Raw genomic sequence first — 18,027 nt, forward strand, 5'->3', positions numbered from 1 at the left:
TGAGTGTCTATCCACGCCGGATTGGGACAGGCTATGATACTGGGCGCTCTTGAAGGGCGTCTGCAGGCCAGCTGTGTAACAGGTCGCAAATAAGATTTCGATAATCAGACCCAGCATCTGGCGATGCCGCATAACTGATAATTTTAGCCTGGAATGATGCAATGGAAATTCTACCCAAAAGGATCTATGAGATTCTCAAGGAAAAAGGCGTTTCTTCTATACTGCATGCAAACAGTGTTGAGAATGCCTGTCTTTTCTTAAGAAATCGATGCTTGATGTCACGTGAAACCATTGAAAAACTCAGCTCACAAAAGAGATCACCGAAACCAAGCCACAATAGCAACAACTATAGTATCTGGAACGATATTTTCACCGACTCCATAGACCTGCATAAACAGGCCAATAGTGTGCATAACTACGGCCCGGTGCTGCTGGAGCTTGATACCGAAATAATCAAAAACACCTATACGGGAAAGGTTTGGGTGACAAAAAGCAATCCCACGACATGGGATACAAACACATCGCACGAAAGAAAATGGTTTGTCTCGGTGAATGACCTGGAAGACAGCTTTCATTACGGGAGCCTTGATCACATGATTGTGTTTCGCCACTGCGGAGGAAAGCTGCCGATACTCGGTCATCTCAACAGGGTGGTACTCGACGATCCAAGGCTACAGACAGAAAGGTACCGGATTGACTACTTCAGCATGGCATTCGGTGCCTTGATGCTTGCCATGAAAGAGGGTGGTTTAGAAGTACCCATTGAAAAGAGAACCTGCAATCAAGGGTGCAGTTGTTTGGATAGCTACAGAAACGGTAAATCTGAACCCGAGAAGATGTTTACCCTGTAGCCAAACAGCACGCTTGTGTCACTTCTCCACCGGCAATCCCTCTAACATCCACTCCGGCAGCCCACCCTCCAGACGGTGAGCCGTCAATCCCTTCTGTCTCAGCTTGGCCACGGCATCGAAGGCAAGTACACAATGCGGGCCACGGCAGTAGGCCACGACTTCACGCTCAGGATTCAGTTTATCCAGATGCGTCTCCAGTTCATGAAGCGGGATGTTTATGGCGCCCGGCAGATGTCCCGATTCATACTCCTCGCTGGGACGTACATCCAATACCGTGACCAGGCCCTGTTTAGCGCGCTCAAGCAATTCGCTGGCGGGTATGGGCTCCAGACTGTCCTTGACCTTCAGATAGTCATCCACAAGACGGTCCACCTCGGCCAATCGGCGTTCCGCCACTTCTCGCAACGATGCGAGCAGGGATGAGACATCCATGCCACTCAATCGGTAGAAAACCTTGTGCCCTTCCTTGCGGTTAGTCACCAGGCCTGCCTGGCGCAGTTGCTGCAGGTGCTGCGAGGTGTTGGCCACTGTCAACCCCGATACCTGGGCCAGGGCATCCACGCTGCGTTCGCCCTGGGCCAGAAACTCCAGCAGCTCCAGCCGGTAACCGTTGCTCATCGCCTTTGCGACCCGGGAAAATTCATTGAACAGATCGTGCTTGAAGTGCGTGCTTGACATATTGGCTCCAATGGACTTCAATTATTCAAGAGATCTATTGAATAATAGAAATATAAAAAATTATAGCAGAAAAGGCATTGGAGGATAGCTGATCATGAATTGGAATGAGTGGGTACTCGGCAACGAACTCCCGATCCGTCTGATTTTCTTTTTCGGCGTGTTTGCGATCATCGCTCTGTGGGAGATCCACTCGCCGCGCCGTCAGCTCACTGTTTCCAAGGGGGCGCGCTGGATCAACAATCTCGGGCTTGTCGCGCTCAATACAGTGATTCTGCGCCTGCTCTTCCCGGCAGCCGCGGTGGGCGTGGCGCTCCTCGCCCAGAAACAGGGCTGGGGACTACTCAACTACGTTGCGATCCCTTTTCCGCTCTCGGTCATCATCGCCGTGGTGGCGATGGATTTCGTCATCTACCTGCAACATGTCATGGTCCACGCCGTTCCCCTGCTCTGGCGCCTGCATCGGGTGCACCATGCCGACCTCGACTACGACGTCACCACCGGCGCACGCTTCCATACCATTGAGATTATCCTCTCCATGCTGATCAAGATGGCTACCATTATTTTGCTTGGTCCACCGCTTGTGGCGGTGGTGATTTTCGAGATTCTGCTCAATGCCACCGCAATGTTCAATCACGGCAATATCTCGATCCCGGAAAGGATCGACCGGGTGTTGCGGCTGTTTGTGGTCACCCCGGACATGCACCGGGTTCATCACTCGGTTCACGCCCCCATGGCCAACTCCAATTTCGGCTTCAATCTGCCCTGGTGGGATCGCCTTTTCGGCACCTATGTCGCCCAGCCCCCTGAAGGGCATGTGGAGATGGAGATCGGCCTGAACGAGTTTCGCGACCCGCAACAGGTGGACAGGCTCCCGGGCATGCTGATGCTGCCGTTTGTGCGCGAGCTGGGTGAATACACCATCAACCGGCGCTGGTGATTCCATGCACATCCTCATCATTTTGAACGATCCCCCGTACGGCACCGAGCGCAGCTATAACGGACTGCGCCTGGCCAAGGCGCTTGGCAGGGAAGAGGCCAGAGTCACGTTATTCCTTCTGGCCGACGCCGTGGTTTGTGCAAACCGCGGTCAGAAAGTACCCCAGGGTTTTTACAACGTGGAGCTGATGCTCAATTCGGTCATCCGTAAAGGCGAGGTGCTGCTTTGCGCCAGCTGCATGGATGCTCGCGGTGTCGGCGATGACGATCTCGTGGCCGGTGCCCGCCGCAGCAGCATGAAAGAACTGGGTGAAAAGACGTTGACGGCGGATAAGGTGCTTGTCTTTTAGTTTTCACGGCAGAAATGCCTCTCCTTGGAGACAGTGTGAACACAACCCATCCTCTGAGCTACCGGGCAAGACCGAATCAGGCGACGCAACAGTCTGTTCTGCCGGGACGCTATCGTGGCTGGGTCATGGCGCTCGCCATGGCGGGTTTTACGATCGCCTTCCTGGGTTGGCTCAACGAATCCTGGCTCTATCTGTTCGAGAATCCGATCTGGCTCAATCGATATACTGAATATGCGATTATCCTGGCTTTCGGTGTCTGGCGCATTCGCGCCGAACAGAATCCCTATACGCGTAAACGGCTGATCATTCTGGTAACCGTTGTAACCCTGTTCTGGTGGTTCATCCCGTGGCTCACACCGGTGTTTGAACCTTATGTGGGCTATGTCTGGAGTCAACCGGTCTTCCCTGCCCTGCACACCCCGGGCACCATCACCTTCTTCCTTACGCTGCTGCTGGTGTTGCTATTTGGACGCAGGATAATTTGTGGATTCGGCTGTCCCTGTGTAGCTGTTCGCGAGACCGTCGGTTTTCCCTTTCGTCGATTCACCTTGCGGGGCGACTGGGCCTGGCGCCTGCGCCATACCAAATGGCTCTTCTTCATATGGTACCTGGGGGTATTGGTCGCCACCCAATTCCCGCCCAACACCTGGACCACAACCCTGGTCGGACTTTTCGCCCTGGTGGTGGGGATCACCTATTTTGGTTCGTTTTTCATCATCCCCATTACCGGCAACCGCTTCTATTGCCGTTACCTCTGCCCCTACGGCTCGACATTCGGCCTACTCAATCATGCCGGCTTTTACAGCATAAAAATGGACACCCAACAATGCATCGACTGCCGGCGCTGCGAACAGGCATGCGACATGGGCATCCCGGTATGGAAGCAAGGCAGGACGAGCGGTGAGGTCACCGGTCTTGAGGACTGCATGGGGTGCGCCCGTTGTGTCGTCTCCTGCCCGACCGATGCCCTGGCGATTCAAGACGTGCGCAATCTGTTCCGCCCTGCGCTTCGTCAGAATGCGAGCCATCTGCTCAAGCGCGAACCAAACGGGTCAATACCCCGTGGGGAAATCGTTTATCGCCCCCCCGTAGACCGGAAACATGACTGGCAAGAGGTGGCGCAACCCCTTTCCCAGCAAGCGTTGCAGCTGCAGGCGGACCGCTGTCTGGATTGTGGCGTTCCCGGCTGCCGCAACGCCTGTCCACTGGGTAACTTCATCCCCGACTGGTTGGCGGCAACCGCCAGGGGGGATTGGCGGCAGGCCGCAGAGCTGGTCCATGCGACCTCTCCCCTGCCGGAGGTGTGCGGCACCATCTGTCCGCAACACCGGCTGTGTGAAAGTGGCTGCACCCGCAGGCGTCTGGAAGGGGCCGTGCACATCGGAATGGTTGAAAAAAGCGTTGCCAACCAGGCGCTGGAGGCGGGCTGGCGGATGCACGAGCCGATCCAACGCAACGGTCACAGTGCCGCCGTCATCGGCGCCGGTCCTGCGGGTTTAAGTTGTGCGGAACGTCTCAACCGCGCGGGTATGGAGGTCATCGTCTACGATCGCTCGGACAAGATCGGCGGTTTGCTGCAGAGTGCCGTACCCAGGTTCAAGCTGGACAAGCGGCTATTGCAGCGCCGGCAGACAATACTTGAACAGGTCGGTATCCGTTTCTCCCTCAACACATCCATCGACGGTGAGATACTGGCGGATCTGCTGGAGAAACATGATGCCGTCTTCCTCGGCCTCGGCGCACAAAAATCCCGCTCGGTTGATCTGCCCGGAAAGGATCTACCGGGTGTCGAACAGGCGATCGGCTGGCTGCAAGAGACCAACCGTGGCACCAGGGCGTCATTGAGCGGCAAGCATGTGCTGGTACTGGGTGGCGGTGACAGCGCCATGGATTGCGCCCGTTCAGCGATACGCCTGGGTGCAAAGGTCAGCATTGCCTATCGGGGTCCGGAGGAGCGTCTGCGCGCCTCGCCCCTGGAGACAGATCTGGCACGGCAAGAGGGAGTTGAATTCTACTTCGACCACACACCGCTCGAATGCACGGGCAGTGGAGCGGTGTGTGGTGTACGTTTCAAGACCCTCCGGGGCAACCCGCACATTAGTGCCGACAGTATCATTCTCGCCATGGGGCAGCAGGCCGCCCCGCCCTCCTGGCTGAGCGGGTTCGGGATAGCCACTGAATCGGATGGCCGGATCCGGGCGGATGAGCGGGGCCGTACCACTCACCCGAGCATCTGGGCGGGGGGGGATAATACACATGGACCCGATCTGGCGGTGATGGCCATGGCGGCAGGACGCAAAGCGGCTGAAGACATCCTGACCGGTATCAATGGCTTTGAAATCATGCGGAGGCGGGCATGAAGCACCTGGCCACCCTGTTGCTGATCCTGTTCATGCCAATCCCGGTTGCCGCCGGCCATACCTGGGCAGAGATCGACCTGTGCGAAGTCTATAAAGATAAGCTGCCACCCGGCCTGACCGCCGAACACCTGCCCGAGGCCCATTCTCCCGGCGCAGAGCTGCTCGATCGCTACTGTACCCAATGCCACAACCTGCCGGGACCTGACCGTCATAGCCTTGCGGAATGGCATGACGTGACAACAAAAATGTTTACCTTGATGGATGTCGCGCATCGTTTTGGCGGTGTTATGGGCAGGGTGGAGACCATGCAGCCGCAGGCGCGGGCAACCTTAGTGGCCTATCTGCAACGCCACGCCGGGGATTCAGGCATCAGCCATAGATCCGGCAGAAATAAGGTAGACGGCCCGTCATTCCTGAAACGCCTTCAGGCCCTGATCCCCTTGCTGCTGCTGGTCGGGCTCGGCCTGGTACGCTGGTGGCGAAAAGACCTCAGCGATCATCGACCATGGGTTATCGAACGCTAGCAGCGACGCTCTCGGTTGTTGCCGTACTTACCCTATCGGTGAGTGCCGCTTATGTCATTTGGAGCAAGGGAGGCAACGGATCCGGTCTCTACTCACGCTACTGGTCGCCGGACAGTGTTCAGGGCTATTGGGACCCGGATAACTTCTATCAACCGAGCGAGTCGGTCGAAGGAGTATTCGAGGCCACCCTCTGTATTCAGTGTCACGAGGGAATCACGCCCGGCATTGTCAACGACTGGCGCGCCAGCCGTCATGCCAGGATCGATGAACCGGTCTACTGCAACGACTGTCATGGCAGCAACCATCAACAACTGCGCCTTCCCACCCCTGTCGTATGCGGCAACTGCCACGAAAAGCAGCATGGCGAATTCCGTGATGAAGCCCGCTATGGTTTTCCCAGCCATGTGCTGGCCATGGAACGGGCAGTGGATGCGCCCCATTTTGCCGATAAGCCGAAGGCCGAAGTCCAATCCTGCGTACAGTGTCACTCGGTGGCCACCAAGTGCGACTCCTGCCATACCCGGCACCGTTTCAGCGCCGCCGAGGCACGCCGCCCCGAGGCGTGCATCACCTGCCACTCCGGTCCGCCGCACCCGGACGACGAGAGCTACTTTGCCTCCGCCCACGGCAAAATCTATCGCGCCGAGGGCAAGGATTGGGACTGGTCGAAAAAGCTTGTCAAAGGTAACTACAAAGCCCCGACCTGCGCCTATTGCCATATGGATGAAGGACGCCATCAGGTGGCGCATAAATCGTTGTGGAAATTCGGCCTGCGTGAAATCAATCCACATACATCCAAGAACCAACTGCTGCGCGAGCAGTGGATTGAGCTATGCAGCGACTGCCATGAAGCGAAAAAGGCCGCGCAATGGTTGAGTGAACTGGACCGGGAACGCAAATCGGCCTGGGCCAAGCTCTATAGAGCTGAAGATGTGCTCAAAGATCTGCGCAGCAGTGACCTTTTGCGTCCCGCTGCCGACGAACGCCCCGACTACCCAATGGGCAGCATCTGGCGTATGGAGCGTATAGGATTTTTCGAAGGTCAGGCATCGGCCTTCTACAATGTGTCAGCCATTGAACGCGACTACTTTGAAATGTGGTACTTCGACAACCTGGGTGCTTACAAATCGGCGGCCCATGGAAACCCGCAGGGCGTCGATGAGGGTCACCGACGAATGGCAGCCGCTCTGGAGCGCATCGAAACCAAGGCGCAAACATTGCGCCATCGTTCGGAAACCGAGCAGAGCGTGATAGCCAATCCCGCGGTGACAGACCTCTGGATGAAGGGTGAGTACACCGACTTCAACAGGACACACAACTGATGCAAAGCATAGAGACCATGCGAGCAAAAGTCGGCATATGCATAATGTTCATGCTCACTCTATGGCTGACTCCCCTATTATCGGAAACACAGGTTGACAACGGCCCGTTCATCGATAGTGAATGCATCGCCTGTCACACCGAACGGAATCCGGAGCTGATCAAGCAGTGGCAGTCAGGGTCTCATACAATAACCCATGACGTCGGATGTATTAGCTGCCATGGTGATCAGCATGAGGATTCGAACATCATGGCAAGGAGTGATCATACCTGCAAGGGCTGTCACGAAGGTGCCGTCGGCCACAGCTATACCACATCCAAACATGGTGTCATCAACCATCTTGAGGAGACAGAGCATGGCTGGCGACAACCTTTGCAGCGCGGTAACTACCGTTCACCGGGCTGTAGCTACTGCCATTTTCATGATGCCAGCCATCAAGACACGATGGCACAGGAGCGCGGACCCGAAATGCGTCAGTGGATATGTTCCGGCTGCCATGGTCCACGCTATGTACGCGAGCAGTTAGCCAATGGAGAGCGTCAGTTGGAGATTGCAGACCTCAAGGTTAGCGAGGGAGAGCGATTGATCACCACTGCCGCTGAAGATCAGAGCGATATACTACGGGCACTGCGGCAGAATCTGATCCGACACCGTAAAAATGTCCTCTATGGGGTAGGACATCAGTCACCGGATTACCAATGGTGGCACGGTCAACCGGCGCTGGATGGCGACCTTATTCGCATTCGCGACAATCTGTTGCGGATCCATCAACAGCATCTATTATCGACCATAGCTGAGGAGTAAATCTGATGCCAAGACACAGTTACCGGAGGATCATAACTCTGGTTTTAATTATAGGCTGGCATAACTCGATCCTTGCCACCACGCTATCGGGGTATGTACTCGAGGAATCGACCGCGTTGCCGGATGTTGAAGTGATGCTGGTGAAAACTGATAGCGGGGTTATTGTAAATCGGGATTATACCGACAAGAACGGTGTGTTTCAGTTCACTGTGGAACCGGGAATCTATGATGTTGGTGCATTTAAATTTGACTACGCTACTGTGTGGAATAGGGACATCACTGTACAACAAGACAATACTTCAATAGAGATAAGACTTGAACCGGCTGCATTTTCCGAGGAGTCTGCACCATCTGCCGATGATTGTGAATGAAATGTAATTGGACATTCATTATCAAATACCGGCTATTAGCACAATTTTCTCTATGCAGAAGAAACTTCCACAGCGGTCGTTGTCAATGCCCCGATCGCCCACCAGGCCGATGAATCCACCGGTGACGACTGCAATCGGCTGTTGTTTCAGAAAGAGATACTCCGTAACACTACCATCACGGATCTCACTCACCAGCCGGCCCTACCAGCCATAGACGAAGCGGGTCTGCGGAACGGTGCCCAGAATCTTTTCCCACCGCTGACCGAGGATATCATAGCGGTACTGGCCCAGGGTGATACCGCTGGTCTTGACCTCGCTCAGGCGGCCATTGCTGGCATAGCTGAAGGTTTTGTAGCCCTGCGAGATCAGGTTTCCCGCTTCATCATGGCCGATGGGACTGCCGTCGATCTCGGCCAAGCGGTTACTGTCTATCGCATAGAGGTAGTTTGTGACGTCGGAGCCCTGTTGCCAGAGCGTCCGGTTGTGAACCGGGTCGTAGTCGTAACACTCCGTGCCGTAACGCCCGTTCGCCTGGGTGAGCCGGTGCAACAGATCGTAATCGAAGCTCTGATCCTCCTGGGTGACCTGATCGAGGATGCCGGTAATGTCGTTTACCCGGTTGTAGTCGTAACTGAACTGCGACTGAATTAAGATACCGTTGGGTATATATATTTATCGGGCGTCCAGATTTACAATCCTATAAAGATCAAGATATGTATAACCCCAATAATTGGTCCTATTACCATACCAATTAAAAACTGAGTTATTTTACTACGTTTGTACATCATAGCTCCCAGAATGCCTGGTACAACTGAAATAATCAGGATACGTATACTTGCATATTTTAAATATACTGAGTCCAAGTGCTGATAATGCACAAACATAGTTAAAAGAAAAATCCCTAAGACAGAAACTAAGCTACCAATGTAAGCAAATATAAAGCTAACTGCATGAGTATTTCTAATAAACTTCATACATTATTCTGGCCTAAGTTGATAGAACCAATGATCCTTTGAAGTACCAGATCTTGATTATCCACAGGTCCATCGTGTTGATGGCCAGATCGTTGTTGTAGTCCATCATCGGGTCATAACGCTCGTTACCCTGGCGGCTGCGGTGTACCACGCCATAGAGCACCAGGTCGGCAGTGTCGACCACACCGTGGTTGTTCAGATCCGCATCAAAACAGCTGCCATAGCCTTCCCCATCACTCTTCACTTAGGCCGGGTTCTCCAATATATTTTTACGGATATCCCTGTTTTCCCCAGTTTCATACTTTAGTCCAACGTACGGCCTACATATCCTGTCGGCGTATAAAAGAATACTTGGTTTCCTCCCACACCTCATCAGGAAATGATGGACTATAAACCTTCCTACCAAGAAGAAACCCTTCGCTGTCAAAATAAATAATGGCTTTGTAATGTGTCGCTGTTTGCCCACCATCAATAGTTATATTAAACCCCTCATCCACAACATTAAGGTCAACACTATTTATATTTACCAAATCAGAATAAGCAGAAAACCGAACCCAACTTTTATTATCGCCAAACTGGACAGTTAGGCTTTTAATGAATGTCTTTGGTGGAGACAACTCAGATCCCCACCATAGTGGAAGGGAATATATAGAATCACCGGCCCTATATTCCGACACATCAACTAGAACGTTAACCTTCGTGTCACTTTTCAAAACTCCGCTTTTCTTAAACAAACTCACTTCCGCAATAGACTCATCAGGATGTAAAGCACAAGCGGACACAAGAGCAATCATAAAGAAAGCAACGCCTTTAAATTTATTCATCATGGCACCACTATAAAATTCGGATCACCGCTATTGATAATTTGATTTCTCACATGGCGGTTGAAAATAACACACCCTTCTGAAGCGCTAGCACACATACACGAGTTATCACCATGAATTCTAAAATCGGTCCTACCATAATCATTAGTCCCAGGATTAGGAGTAAGTGGAATTGCTGAAGGACCGACATTCGGTGAATTGTATGGTGTACCGATAGTCCAGCTACCTTGGGGAATAGGGCCAACATTAGGTACATTCTGCATACTCGGGTTGTTGTACCCAGCACCATTTCCAGAATAACCACCTGATGCTACAGGTGCGGGTGGGCCACCACCCTGGTTAGTAAGTGGCTGGTAAGATAAATTACCTGTAGATTGTGAATAAATCCAATCAAGACCAGCCGGATCAATACGAGTCAATGGGTTATTACCAACATAGCTGTACGTATTTAATCCTCCATCGAGCCCGACAGGATCACTTTGAACATACCTACCAGTGGCTGGGTCATAATCCCTAAAGTAGTTGTAATAATATCCCGACTCCCGATCATGATACTGACCCGGGTAACGCAGGTTGAAGGTATAGACCTCTCCATCACCATCCACATCCGTCAGTTCTTCCACCTCTCCAAACGGCTGAAAATGGGCCTGCCATATCATCCCGCCAGCTTCATTACTCACCGCTGTTGGTGCACCCCGATGCTCGAAATGAATATAGGCCAGTTGCGGATCATCGGTCTGGTCTATCGCCCCGGGACCGGGACCTTCACTGCTGAAAAACCAGACCTTGAAGATCCATAAGTCCAAAGGATTGACAGCCCGGTCATTGTTGAAGTCCATCATCGGGTTGTACTGCCGGCCGTTCGGACGGCCACCTACGGCCCGGGTGTTGTAGGTTTGGGCAAAAAGTGCCAGATCGGTATTGTCAACGACACCATCATTGTTGAGATCCGTATCACAGCGGTTTCCGTAGCCGTCACCATCGGTATCCACCTGATCCGGATTCGCCAACAGGCTGCAGTTGTCTTCGCTGTCGGCGACGCCGTCGTTGTCCTTATCGCCGTCTGTGCCGAGAAATCCGCCGGTGACGGCCGCAATCGGCTGCTGCTCCAGATAGAGGTATTCCGTGACACTGCCGTCGCGGATCTCGCTTACCAGGCGACCCTGCCAGTCGTAGACAAAGCGGGTTTGTGAACCGGTGCCCAGGGTCTTTTCCCGGCGCTGGCCGAGGGCGTCGTAGCGGTAGCTCCCCAGGGAGGCACCACTGGTTTTTACCTCGCTCAGGCGGCCATTGCCGGCGTAGGCGAAGGTTTTATAGCCCTGCGAGATCAGATTGCCCACTTCGTCATGACCGATGGGACTGCCATCGATCTCGGCCAACCGGTTGCTGTCTGTTGCATAGACGTAGTTTGTGATTCCTGACTCTTGCTGCCAGGTGATACGGTTGTGAACCGGGTCGTAGTCGTAGTCCTCAGTGCCATAGCGGCCATTTGCCTGGGTAAGCCGGTGCAGCAGATCGTAATCGAAGCCCTGGCTCTCCTGGGTGACCTGATCGAGGATGCCGGTGATGTCGTTGACCCGGTTGTAGTCGTAACTGAACTGCGACTGAAGCAGGATGCCATCACGTTATTTTATGTATACTTGTGCTTCTTCGCATAGTGCTATTAACTCACAACCATATGATGGCGCTACAAGGAGGATAATTAATTCTTGATCTTCCAATTTTTTCTTTATCTTTCTCACGTAATCGGGATTACTTATTTTTTCATTATCAGAAAGATCAAAAAGTTTATACAATAGCGATTCGCGGTACTTTGACTCACGAACTATAGATACTTCAAGAACAGTATTACCTTCTTTTAGGTTATTACAGAGCATTCTAGATAGTCCCAGCAATTTAACACCAATACACGCACCATCAACCAACTTGAAGCTCAATATCGCTTTTCTTTCTCCCAGCTCAATCATTGTCAACTGAGAATCATGAAATGAAAATTTATCTATATTACTCACAAACTGTTCTACCTTGGATTAGCTATAAAGGTAAGCCTGGGCCTCTATTACTATTAGTGGGAGGACCACCATCAGAAGGACGATCCCATTGATGACCATGCGGCATTCCAGAATCGCCATGAGAATGATCATAATCAATATCAAAATCAGGATATCCATCTTCTCCATATAGTCTCTCTTGACCTTTATTTCCCTTACTATTATTGCTTTGACTCACATCACCAGGCTCACCTCTAAATGGGTTAGATGTATCGGGGTTATCAGTGTCAAAAGAGTCATCTTCCCTTCCAGAATCGGGACAATCATCTGCTTCACCATCAGCACTCTCATTATGCCAAGCATCTAAAAGACTTTGAACAGCTCCAGGATAAGTATACATCCAATACGCTGTCATTAATGCTGGCGGCCCCCAAACCATAGGATGCGCAAGCATTCCCAACATTGATATTCGTCCATCAGGGTCCGTGTAGAGCAGCGGGTTACTACCCGCATAGAGGTAACTATTCAGGCCACCTTCAAGCCCAATTGGATCAGAGGTTATATATCTACCAGTTAATGGGTCGTAGTATCGGAAAACATTGTAATAATACCCCGACTCCCGATCATGATACTGCCCCGGGTAACGCAGATTCAATGCAAAGGCTTCCCCATCACCATCCACATCCGTCAGTTCTTCTACCTCTCCAAACGGCTGATAATAGGCCTGCCACATCATCTCGCCAGCTTCATCACTCACCGCAATTGGCGCACCCCGGTGCTCGAAATGAATATAGGCCAGTTGCGGATCGTCGGTCTGGTCTATCGCTCCGGGACCGGGACCTTCGCTGCTGAAGTACCAGATCTTGAAGATCCACAGATCCATCGTGTTGATGGCCAGATCGTTGTTGAAGTCCATCATCGAATCATAGCAACTGTCACCCTGGCGGCTACGGTGTGCCACACCATAGAACGCCAGGTCGGCAGTTTTGACCACGCCGTCGTTGTTCAGATCTGCATCGCAATGGTTGCCATAGCCGTCCCGTCACTGTCCACTTGGGCTAAATTCGAAAGTATGCACTATTATATTTACTTATAGAGAGCTTACTTTATTTGATCTATGTAATCTGGAAATCTCCTTATGCACTCAGCCAGAGTTTCATATGTACCATCATAGATTATATTGCCATCGCTGTTGATTTTTCCAATTGCAAATTGACCTTCTATATCATCATAAATGATGGCGCATTCAACTCCATATACAAGCACATATACTTCATACCTTTCATTATTAGACGAAATGCATAGCCTTACCTCTGGGGGATTATTATTTAGTCGATACCACCCAAGTTCCTCGGCTGTCATATATTCATCTTCTTTTAATAGCCACTCAGTGATACTTTTCATTTTTTTATCCATTAAGGGAAAGGAATATCTCCCCCCTTGTACCTTGCACCTGTAGAAGGATTATATGGATGTTGATGGGGATTATTTGGGTGTGTACTTGGTCTATTATGGTTTGTCCAGTCCACGTCCCTTTTTGGTGTCATCCCATCGTACCCTCTATCTCCTTTAGCACCCCATTCGCGAGTTTGCCGATACCTTTCACCTGACCTGCTTGTATTTCTACCCAATTGAGTATGAGGATAATCACTTTCTGGCAGTTTGTGACCATACTCATCTTTAGGTAAGTCTCTATCTGGAGAATATGGTTCATCCTTATTATCTTTTGAAAATGTCCTTTTACATGACTTCCATACATCCTTTACATATCTAATAGGTTCTTTAACAAATCGATAGAAACCATATCTCCCTGTAAGAAACCATCTGCGTGGATTTAACCCATCAGAATCATAATAAAATAGAGGGTTCCCTCCAACATATGCATAAGTATTGAACCCGCCTGCTAATCCTATGGGATCAGATTGCAAATATCTTCCCGTGATTGGATCGTAATCTCGGAAGTAGTTGTAGTAGTACCCCGACTCCCGATCATGATACTGCCCAGGATAGCGCAGATTGAAGGCAAAGACCTCCCCATTGCCATCCACATCCGTCAGCTCTTCTATCTCTCCAAACGGCTGATAATGGGCCTGCCATACCACCTCGCCAACTTCATCACTCACCGCAATTGGCGCACCCCGGTGCTCGAAGTGAATATAGGCCAGTTGCGGATCGTCGGTCTGGTCTATCGTTCCGGGACCGGGACCTTCACTGCTGAAAAACCAGACCTTAAATATCCATAAGTCCAAAGGATTGACAGCCCGGTCATTGTTGAAGTCCATCATCGGGTTGTACTGCCGGCCGTTCGGCCGGCCACCTACGGCCCGGGTGTTGTAGGCTTGGGCAAAAAGTGCCAGATCGGTATTGTCAACGACACCATCATTGTTGAGATCCGTATCGCAGCGGTTTCCGTAGCCGTCACCATCGGTATCCACCTGGTCCGGATTCGCCAGCAGGCTACAATTATCTACGCTGTCGGCGATGCCGTCGTTGTCCTTATCGCCGTCTGTGCCGAGAAATCCGCCGGTGATGACCGCTATCGGCTGCTGCGCCAGGTAGAGGTATTCTGTGACACTGCCGTCGCGGATCTCGCTTACCAGGCGACCCTGCCAGTCGTAGACAAAGCGGGTTTGTGGGCCGGTGCCCAGGGTCTTTTCCCGCCGTTGACCTAGGGCATCGTAATGGTAACTCCCCAGGGGGGCGCCGCTGGTCTTGACCTCGCTCAGGCGGCCATTGCTGGCATAGTTGAAGGTTTTGTAGCCCTGCGAGATCAGATTGCCCACTTCGTCATGACCGATGGGGCTGCCATCGATCTCGGTTAAGCGGTTGCTGTCTGTTGCATAGAGGTAGTGTGTGGTCCCCGAGTCTTGCTGCCAGAGGGTACGGTTGTGAACCAGGTCGTAGTCGTAGTCCTCGGTGCCATAGCGGCCATTTGCCTGGGTAAGCCGGTGTAGTAGATCGTAATCGAAGCCCTGGTTCTCCTGGGTGACCTGATCGAGGATGCCGGTGATGTCGTTGACCCGGTTGTAGTCGTAGCCGAATTGCGACTGAAGCAGGATGCCGTCGTGGGTTTCCATGGCGCTTATACGGCCGTCTAGATCGTAGTCGATGGCGAGTGTAAGCCCGTTACCATAGTTGAGGCCGGCCAGAGGGCCATACGGCTGGTAACTTACGCCGCTGACGACCTCTTGCAGTGGAGCACCGGCACCGGTCTGAGTGGTAATGGCGGCGATGCGTCCTTGCGGATCCCGGGTGTAGTTGACTAGGCGACCACTGGGATAGGTCTGTTGGACCAGGTTGTTGGCCAGGTCGTAAGCATACGCCAAGCTCAGGGTCTCTCCTGATCGGGTATGGGAGTGTGTCACAAGGTTCCCACGGTCATCATAGCCCAGGTTGGTGACACCGCTGGGATCTTCGATAGTGGTCAGACGCCCCAGGCCATTGCTTCCCTGGTCATAGGTGAAGGTAACATTTTGCTCCTGATCGGCCGGATAGCTTAAGGCGGTGAGTCGGTTCAGGAGATCATACTCATATTGTGCTTCCACACCCCTTGCATCTATCTGGCGTATACGGTTGCCTGCCTCGTCGTAATAGTAAACCGTGATGCCACTGTCCGGACTGGCTTGCTGGATCAGGTTGCCAAAACCATCATAGACATAACTGGTGGTGTTGGACCGCTGATCAGTAACTGAGCTGACATTGCCCTGTCCATCATATTCGTACTGGATCAGGTGCTGCAGAGGATCGGTTAGGGTGGTGAGGCGTTTGAGTCCGTCGTGGCTTAGCAAGGTATCTGCCTGGGATACATCGCCCTGTTCAGTCTCCGCTATACGATTACCGGCCGGATCGTATTGGTAATCGGTCTGCTGGGTATCGGCACCCAACAGGCGGATGACCCGACCCAGTTCGTCGAAGACCCGCTGTTTGGTTTGAGTGATCGTTCCATCTCCGGAACGGACAGCCTGCGATATCCAATCACCATTCAAAAGGCTCGGGGTATATTCGATGCGTTCACCCTGATTATTAACGATCGCCGTAAGATGGCGGGCGGCGTTGTATTCAAATGAGAGGTAGCTATCGTCCGGCAGGGTAACCCGGCTGATCAGACGATTGGGGTAGTAGGCATAACGGGTGGAGGCTACGCCTTGCTGGGAAAGGGTGCGTGTTTCGATCAATAGCCCCAGGTCATTGTAATTCATCTCAGTGACCAAACTATTGGCATCGATCACACGACCTGGATGCCCCTTGGGCGTGTGGTCGCTGTAATTCACCACATGAGCCAGGGGGTTGGTGTGGCTTGTCAGATTGCCCAAGGTATCGAAGGCATATTGTGCGGTGTCCTGATCTCCTGGTATGGGACCGTCGACGGTCAGGGTTTCTACTTGGCGTTGATCAGCATCGTGAAAGGTATAGCTGTAGCTCCAGGTACGGCTGCTGCCATTCGTGCTGTAGGGTGCTGTCTGCTCCGTTGTGTCGGTTTCCGTACGACTGACGAGGCGGTCGTTTTGGTAGCTGTAGCTGGTCGTTTTACCGGGTTCGCGCTTTTCAGCGAGGAGATTGAGCGCAGGCGCAGCCAACCAATCGAATTCGACGACACGAGTTTCGTCTAGGGACTGCAAATTGTCTCCAACCATCCGCAACGGTTCGGTACGCCGGATGAGTTGGCCAAGATTGTCATAATCGAGATCGACGTAGTAGTCATTCTCATCCTTGATGAGGTCTTTGAATCCATTGCTGTCGTAGCTGTAGCTGCTGTTAGACGCCACACAACCGGCACTCACCTCGCCGTCGACGCTAAGCAGCTGCCGCATAGCACCTGCATCGCTGCCGCTTGTACTGAAGTTGTAGACAGTCTCTTTACCCAGGGCATTGCGTGTGCGCACCCGGTTGCCATACCCAAGCACCTCGACACGTTCGCCGCCCTGACCATGCTCGCTTAGTACGGTACGTCCTTCGTCATCGTAAGCGTAGTTGGCGAATCGCTCTCCCCCTTCGTCGAGAATACCGGTAAGGTGATGTGGATGGCGTACATCCTCATAGAGGTAGTGCTTTGTCGCTGTGTCATTCGGTGCATCGGACGCTGTTCCCGGATAGGTGACGGTGATCAGATTGCCGACAGTATCATAGGCGTAGCCGTAGGTTTGATTATCTGGAGTTACTACATGATCTATCCTGCCATCGGTATTGTAGTAAAACTGTAGTTGCTGGCCATTGGTGTGTGTAATGGTCTGCAGACGGTCTTCACTATTATAGGCATAGGTGTGGCGTAGACCACCGCGCCACTTCTTCCACAATAGCTTTGAGGTAAACCGCTGTGTGTCTGTAAAAGTTTGCAGATCGAAATCGTAGATCTCGTGGGTGCCATCAGGAAGTCTCAATACCCAGATATAGCCACCTTCGAAGTTATAAAGGGTCAGGGTCTCTTTCGTGTCGGGTTTCAACGGCCGGGTCGTGCCGCCGCCACCGGATATCCAGGTGAATTTGATATAGCTGCCGTCGGGGCGTACTACAGTATAGATATCGCCTACGGCATCGGCATGGACACTGACCATCTTGGAAAAATCGGTTCCCAGCCACTTTTCACCCCAATTGCCGTCGGGCATGGTCCAGGCAGAGCTGTAGTAGCGTCTCATCATCAGGGGAAATTCACCCAAACCCTTGTAGTCTGTCTCTGCATGCAGTTTGGCGCCGCTTGATAGCTGAATGGGATTGCCTTCACAGACATCTTCCTCTGCGTCCGCACAATATTGGGCACACCAGTTCGCTTGGTGGGGTGCGGTACAAGCCATATTGTTTACGAGATCTGCCCGACAGCCCCAAAAACACGCCAAATAGGTATCGGTGGGATCGGCTGTAACGTCTTCATAGTTACAGAGATACTCTGCCGTTGCTGATGTGTTAAACAGAAGCGAAAAGACGATCAAGACAAGATGCGCAGTAGTTATCCTGCGTAAGCTATTCGATCGATTTTGCATATCCCTATTCATATTCCTTGTCCTTGCTTATATCAACAGACTTATAAGATAACCAGCTATTCCGTAAA

At 52.2% G+C, this 18,027-nt stretch carries 20 protein-coding genes; 9 read left to right on the forward strand and 11 right to left on the reverse strand.

What is annotated here, in order from left to right; translation table 11 throughout:
- Positions 1 to 275: 275 nt before the first annotated feature.
- On the forward strand, positions 276 to 851 hold the full coding sequence (locus tag AB8516_RS07255) for a hypothetical protein (protein WP_369159417.1): 576 nt from the start codon (positions 276 to 278) through the stop codon (positions 849 to 851).
- 18 nt (positions 852 to 869) lie between these two features.
- On the opposite strand, the gene AB8516_RS07260 is transcribed toward AB8516_RS07255, so the two are convergent.
- Positions 870 to 1,529, reverse strand: a complete 660-nt coding sequence (locus AB8516_RS07260) for an ArsR/SmtB family transcription factor (protein ID WP_369159419.1) — start codon at positions 1,527 to 1,529, stop codon at positions 870 to 872.
- A gap of 94 nt (positions 1,530 to 1,623) precedes the next feature.
- Between AB8516_RS07260 and AB8516_RS07265 the strand changes: the two genes are divergently transcribed.
- The 7 genes from AB8516_RS07265 to AB8516_RS07295 are packed head-to-tail and all read left to right on the forward strand — an operon-like array spanning position 1,624 to position 8,195.
- On the forward strand, positions 1,624 to 2,466 hold the full coding sequence (locus tag AB8516_RS07265) for a sterol desaturase family protein (RefSeq protein ID WP_369159421.1): 843 nt from the start codon (positions 1,624 to 1,626) through the stop codon (positions 2,464 to 2,466).
- 4 nt (positions 2,467 to 2,470) lie between these two features.
- Positions 2,471 to 2,815: a DsrE/DsrF/TusD sulfur relay family protein gene (locus tag AB8516_RS07270; protein ID WP_369159423.1), complete on the forward strand. Its 345-nt coding sequence runs from the start codon at positions 2,471 to 2,473 to the stop codon at positions 2,813 to 2,815.
- A gap of 35 nt (positions 2,816 to 2,850) precedes the next feature.
- Positions 2,851 to 5,175, forward strand: coding sequence for an FAD-dependent oxidoreductase (locus tag AB8516_RS07275; protein ID WP_369159425.1), 2,325 nt, complete (start codon positions 2,851 to 2,853; stop codon positions 5,173 to 5,175).
- Positions 5,172 to 5,699 carry a hypothetical protein gene (locus tag AB8516_RS07280; protein WP_369159427.1) on the forward strand — a complete coding sequence of 176 codons (528 nt, stop codon included), beginning with the start codon at positions 5,172 to 5,174 and terminating at the stop codon, positions 5,697 to 5,699. Before AB8516_RS07275 ends, AB8516_RS07280 begins: the two co-directional genes overlap by 4 nt.
- Positions 5,651 to 7,021 carry a multiheme c-type cytochrome gene (locus AB8516_RS07285; protein WP_369159429.1) on the forward strand — a complete coding sequence of 457 codons (1,371 nt, stop codon included), beginning with the start codon at positions 5,651 to 5,653 and terminating at the stop codon, positions 7,019 to 7,021. The genes AB8516_RS07280 and AB8516_RS07285 overlap by 49 nt, the downstream gene beginning before the upstream one ends.
- Entirely contained in the window at positions 7,021 to 7,824 is an 804-nt protein-coding gene (locus AB8516_RS07290; protein ID WP_369159431.1) for a multiheme c-type cytochrome, read from the forward strand. The genes AB8516_RS07285 and AB8516_RS07290 overlap by 1 nt, the downstream gene beginning before the upstream one ends.
- Before the next feature lie 5 nt (positions 7,825 to 7,829).
- On the forward strand, positions 7,830 to 8,195 hold the full coding sequence (locus AB8516_RS07295) for a carboxypeptidase-like regulatory domain-containing protein (RefSeq protein WP_369159433.1): 366 nt from the start codon (positions 7,830 to 7,832) through the stop codon (positions 8,193 to 8,195).
- 21 nt (positions 8,196 to 8,216) lie between these two features.
- Here AB8516_RS07295 and AB8516_RS07300 read toward each other — a convergent pair whose 3' ends face one another.
- From AB8516_RS07300 to AB8516_RS07325, 6 genes are all read right to left on the reverse strand, one after another.
- A complete protein-coding gene (locus tag AB8516_RS07300) occupies positions 8,217 to 8,387 on the reverse strand; it encodes a hypothetical protein (RefSeq protein WP_369159435.1) in 171 nt (56 codons plus the stop codon).
- Between the two features lie 9 nt (positions 8,388 to 8,396).
- Complete coding sequence (locus AB8516_RS07305) at positions 8,397 to 8,744, reverse strand: hypothetical protein (RefSeq protein WP_369159437.1); 348 nt, start codon at positions 8,742 to 8,744, stop codon at positions 8,397 to 8,399.
- 140 nt (positions 8,745 to 8,884) lie between these two features.
- Positions 8,885 to 9,169 carry a hypothetical protein gene (locus tag AB8516_RS07310; protein WP_369159439.1) on the reverse strand — a complete coding sequence of 95 codons (285 nt, stop codon included), beginning with the start codon at positions 9,167 to 9,169 and terminating at the stop codon, positions 8,885 to 8,887.
- A 13-nt stretch (positions 9,170 to 9,182) separates the two neighbouring features.
- Positions 9,183 to 9,413, reverse strand: coding sequence for a hypothetical protein (locus tag AB8516_RS07315; RefSeq protein ID WP_369159441.1), 231 nt, complete (start codon positions 9,411 to 9,413; stop codon positions 9,183 to 9,185).
- A 76-nt stretch (positions 9,414 to 9,489) separates the two neighbouring features.
- On the reverse strand, positions 9,490 to 9,996 hold the full coding sequence (locus AB8516_RS07320; RefSeq protein WP_369159443.1) for a hypothetical protein: 507 nt from the start codon (positions 9,994 to 9,996) through the stop codon (positions 9,490 to 9,492).
- Positions 9,993 to 11,372 (reverse strand): RHS repeat-associated core domain-containing protein, encoded by a 1,380-nt coding sequence (locus tag AB8516_RS07325; protein ID WP_369159444.1) that lies wholly within the window; start codon positions 11,370 to 11,372, stop codon positions 9,993 to 9,995. Before AB8516_RS07325 ends, AB8516_RS07320 begins: the two co-directional genes overlap by 4 nt.
- A gap of 66 nt (positions 11,373 to 11,438) precedes the next feature.
- Here AB8516_RS07325 and AB8516_RS07330 point away from each other — a divergent pair, with 66 nt between their 5' ends.
- Positions 11,439 to 11,651, forward strand: coding sequence for a hypothetical protein (locus AB8516_RS07330; RefSeq protein ID WP_369159446.1), 213 nt, complete (start codon positions 11,439 to 11,441; stop codon positions 11,649 to 11,651).
- Here the strand turns inward: AB8516_RS07330 and AB8516_RS07335 are convergent.
- The 4 genes from AB8516_RS07335 to AB8516_RS07350 all read right to left on the reverse strand — a co-directional run bounded on the left by AB8516_RS07335 (position 11,619) and on the right by AB8516_RS07350 (position 17,959).
- Positions 11,619 to 12,005 carry a hypothetical protein gene (locus AB8516_RS07335; RefSeq protein ID WP_369159448.1) on the reverse strand — a complete coding sequence of 129 codons (387 nt, stop codon included), beginning with the start codon at positions 12,003 to 12,005 and terminating at the stop codon, positions 11,619 to 11,621. The two genes, AB8516_RS07330 and AB8516_RS07335, sit on opposite strands and share 33 nt — an antisense overlap.
- Before the next feature lie 22 nt (positions 12,006 to 12,027).
- Positions 12,028 to 12,903, reverse strand: a complete 876-nt coding sequence (locus AB8516_RS07340) for an RHS repeat-associated core domain-containing protein (RefSeq protein ID WP_369159450.1) — start codon at positions 12,901 to 12,903, stop codon at positions 12,028 to 12,030.
- A 182-nt stretch (positions 12,904 to 13,085) separates the two neighbouring features.
- Positions 13,086 to 13,388 (reverse strand): hypothetical protein, encoded by a 303-nt coding sequence (locus tag AB8516_RS07345; protein ID WP_369159452.1) that lies wholly within the window; start codon positions 13,386 to 13,388, stop codon positions 13,086 to 13,088.
- 11 nt (positions 13,389 to 13,399) lie between these two features.
- The gene (locus AB8516_RS07350; protein ID WP_369159454.1) at positions 13,400 to 17,959 is read right to left on the reverse strand and encodes an RHS repeat-associated core domain-containing protein; all 4,560 of its coding nucleotides are present in this window, start codon (positions 17,957 to 17,959) and stop codon (positions 13,400 to 13,402) included.
- Positions 17,960 to 18,027: the final 68 nt, after the last annotated feature.

This window comes from Candidatus Thiodiazotropha sp. LNASS1, from assembly GCF_964212655.1.
GTDB lineage: Bacteria > Pseudomonadota > Gammaproteobacteria > Chromatiales > Chromatiaceae > Thiodiazotropha.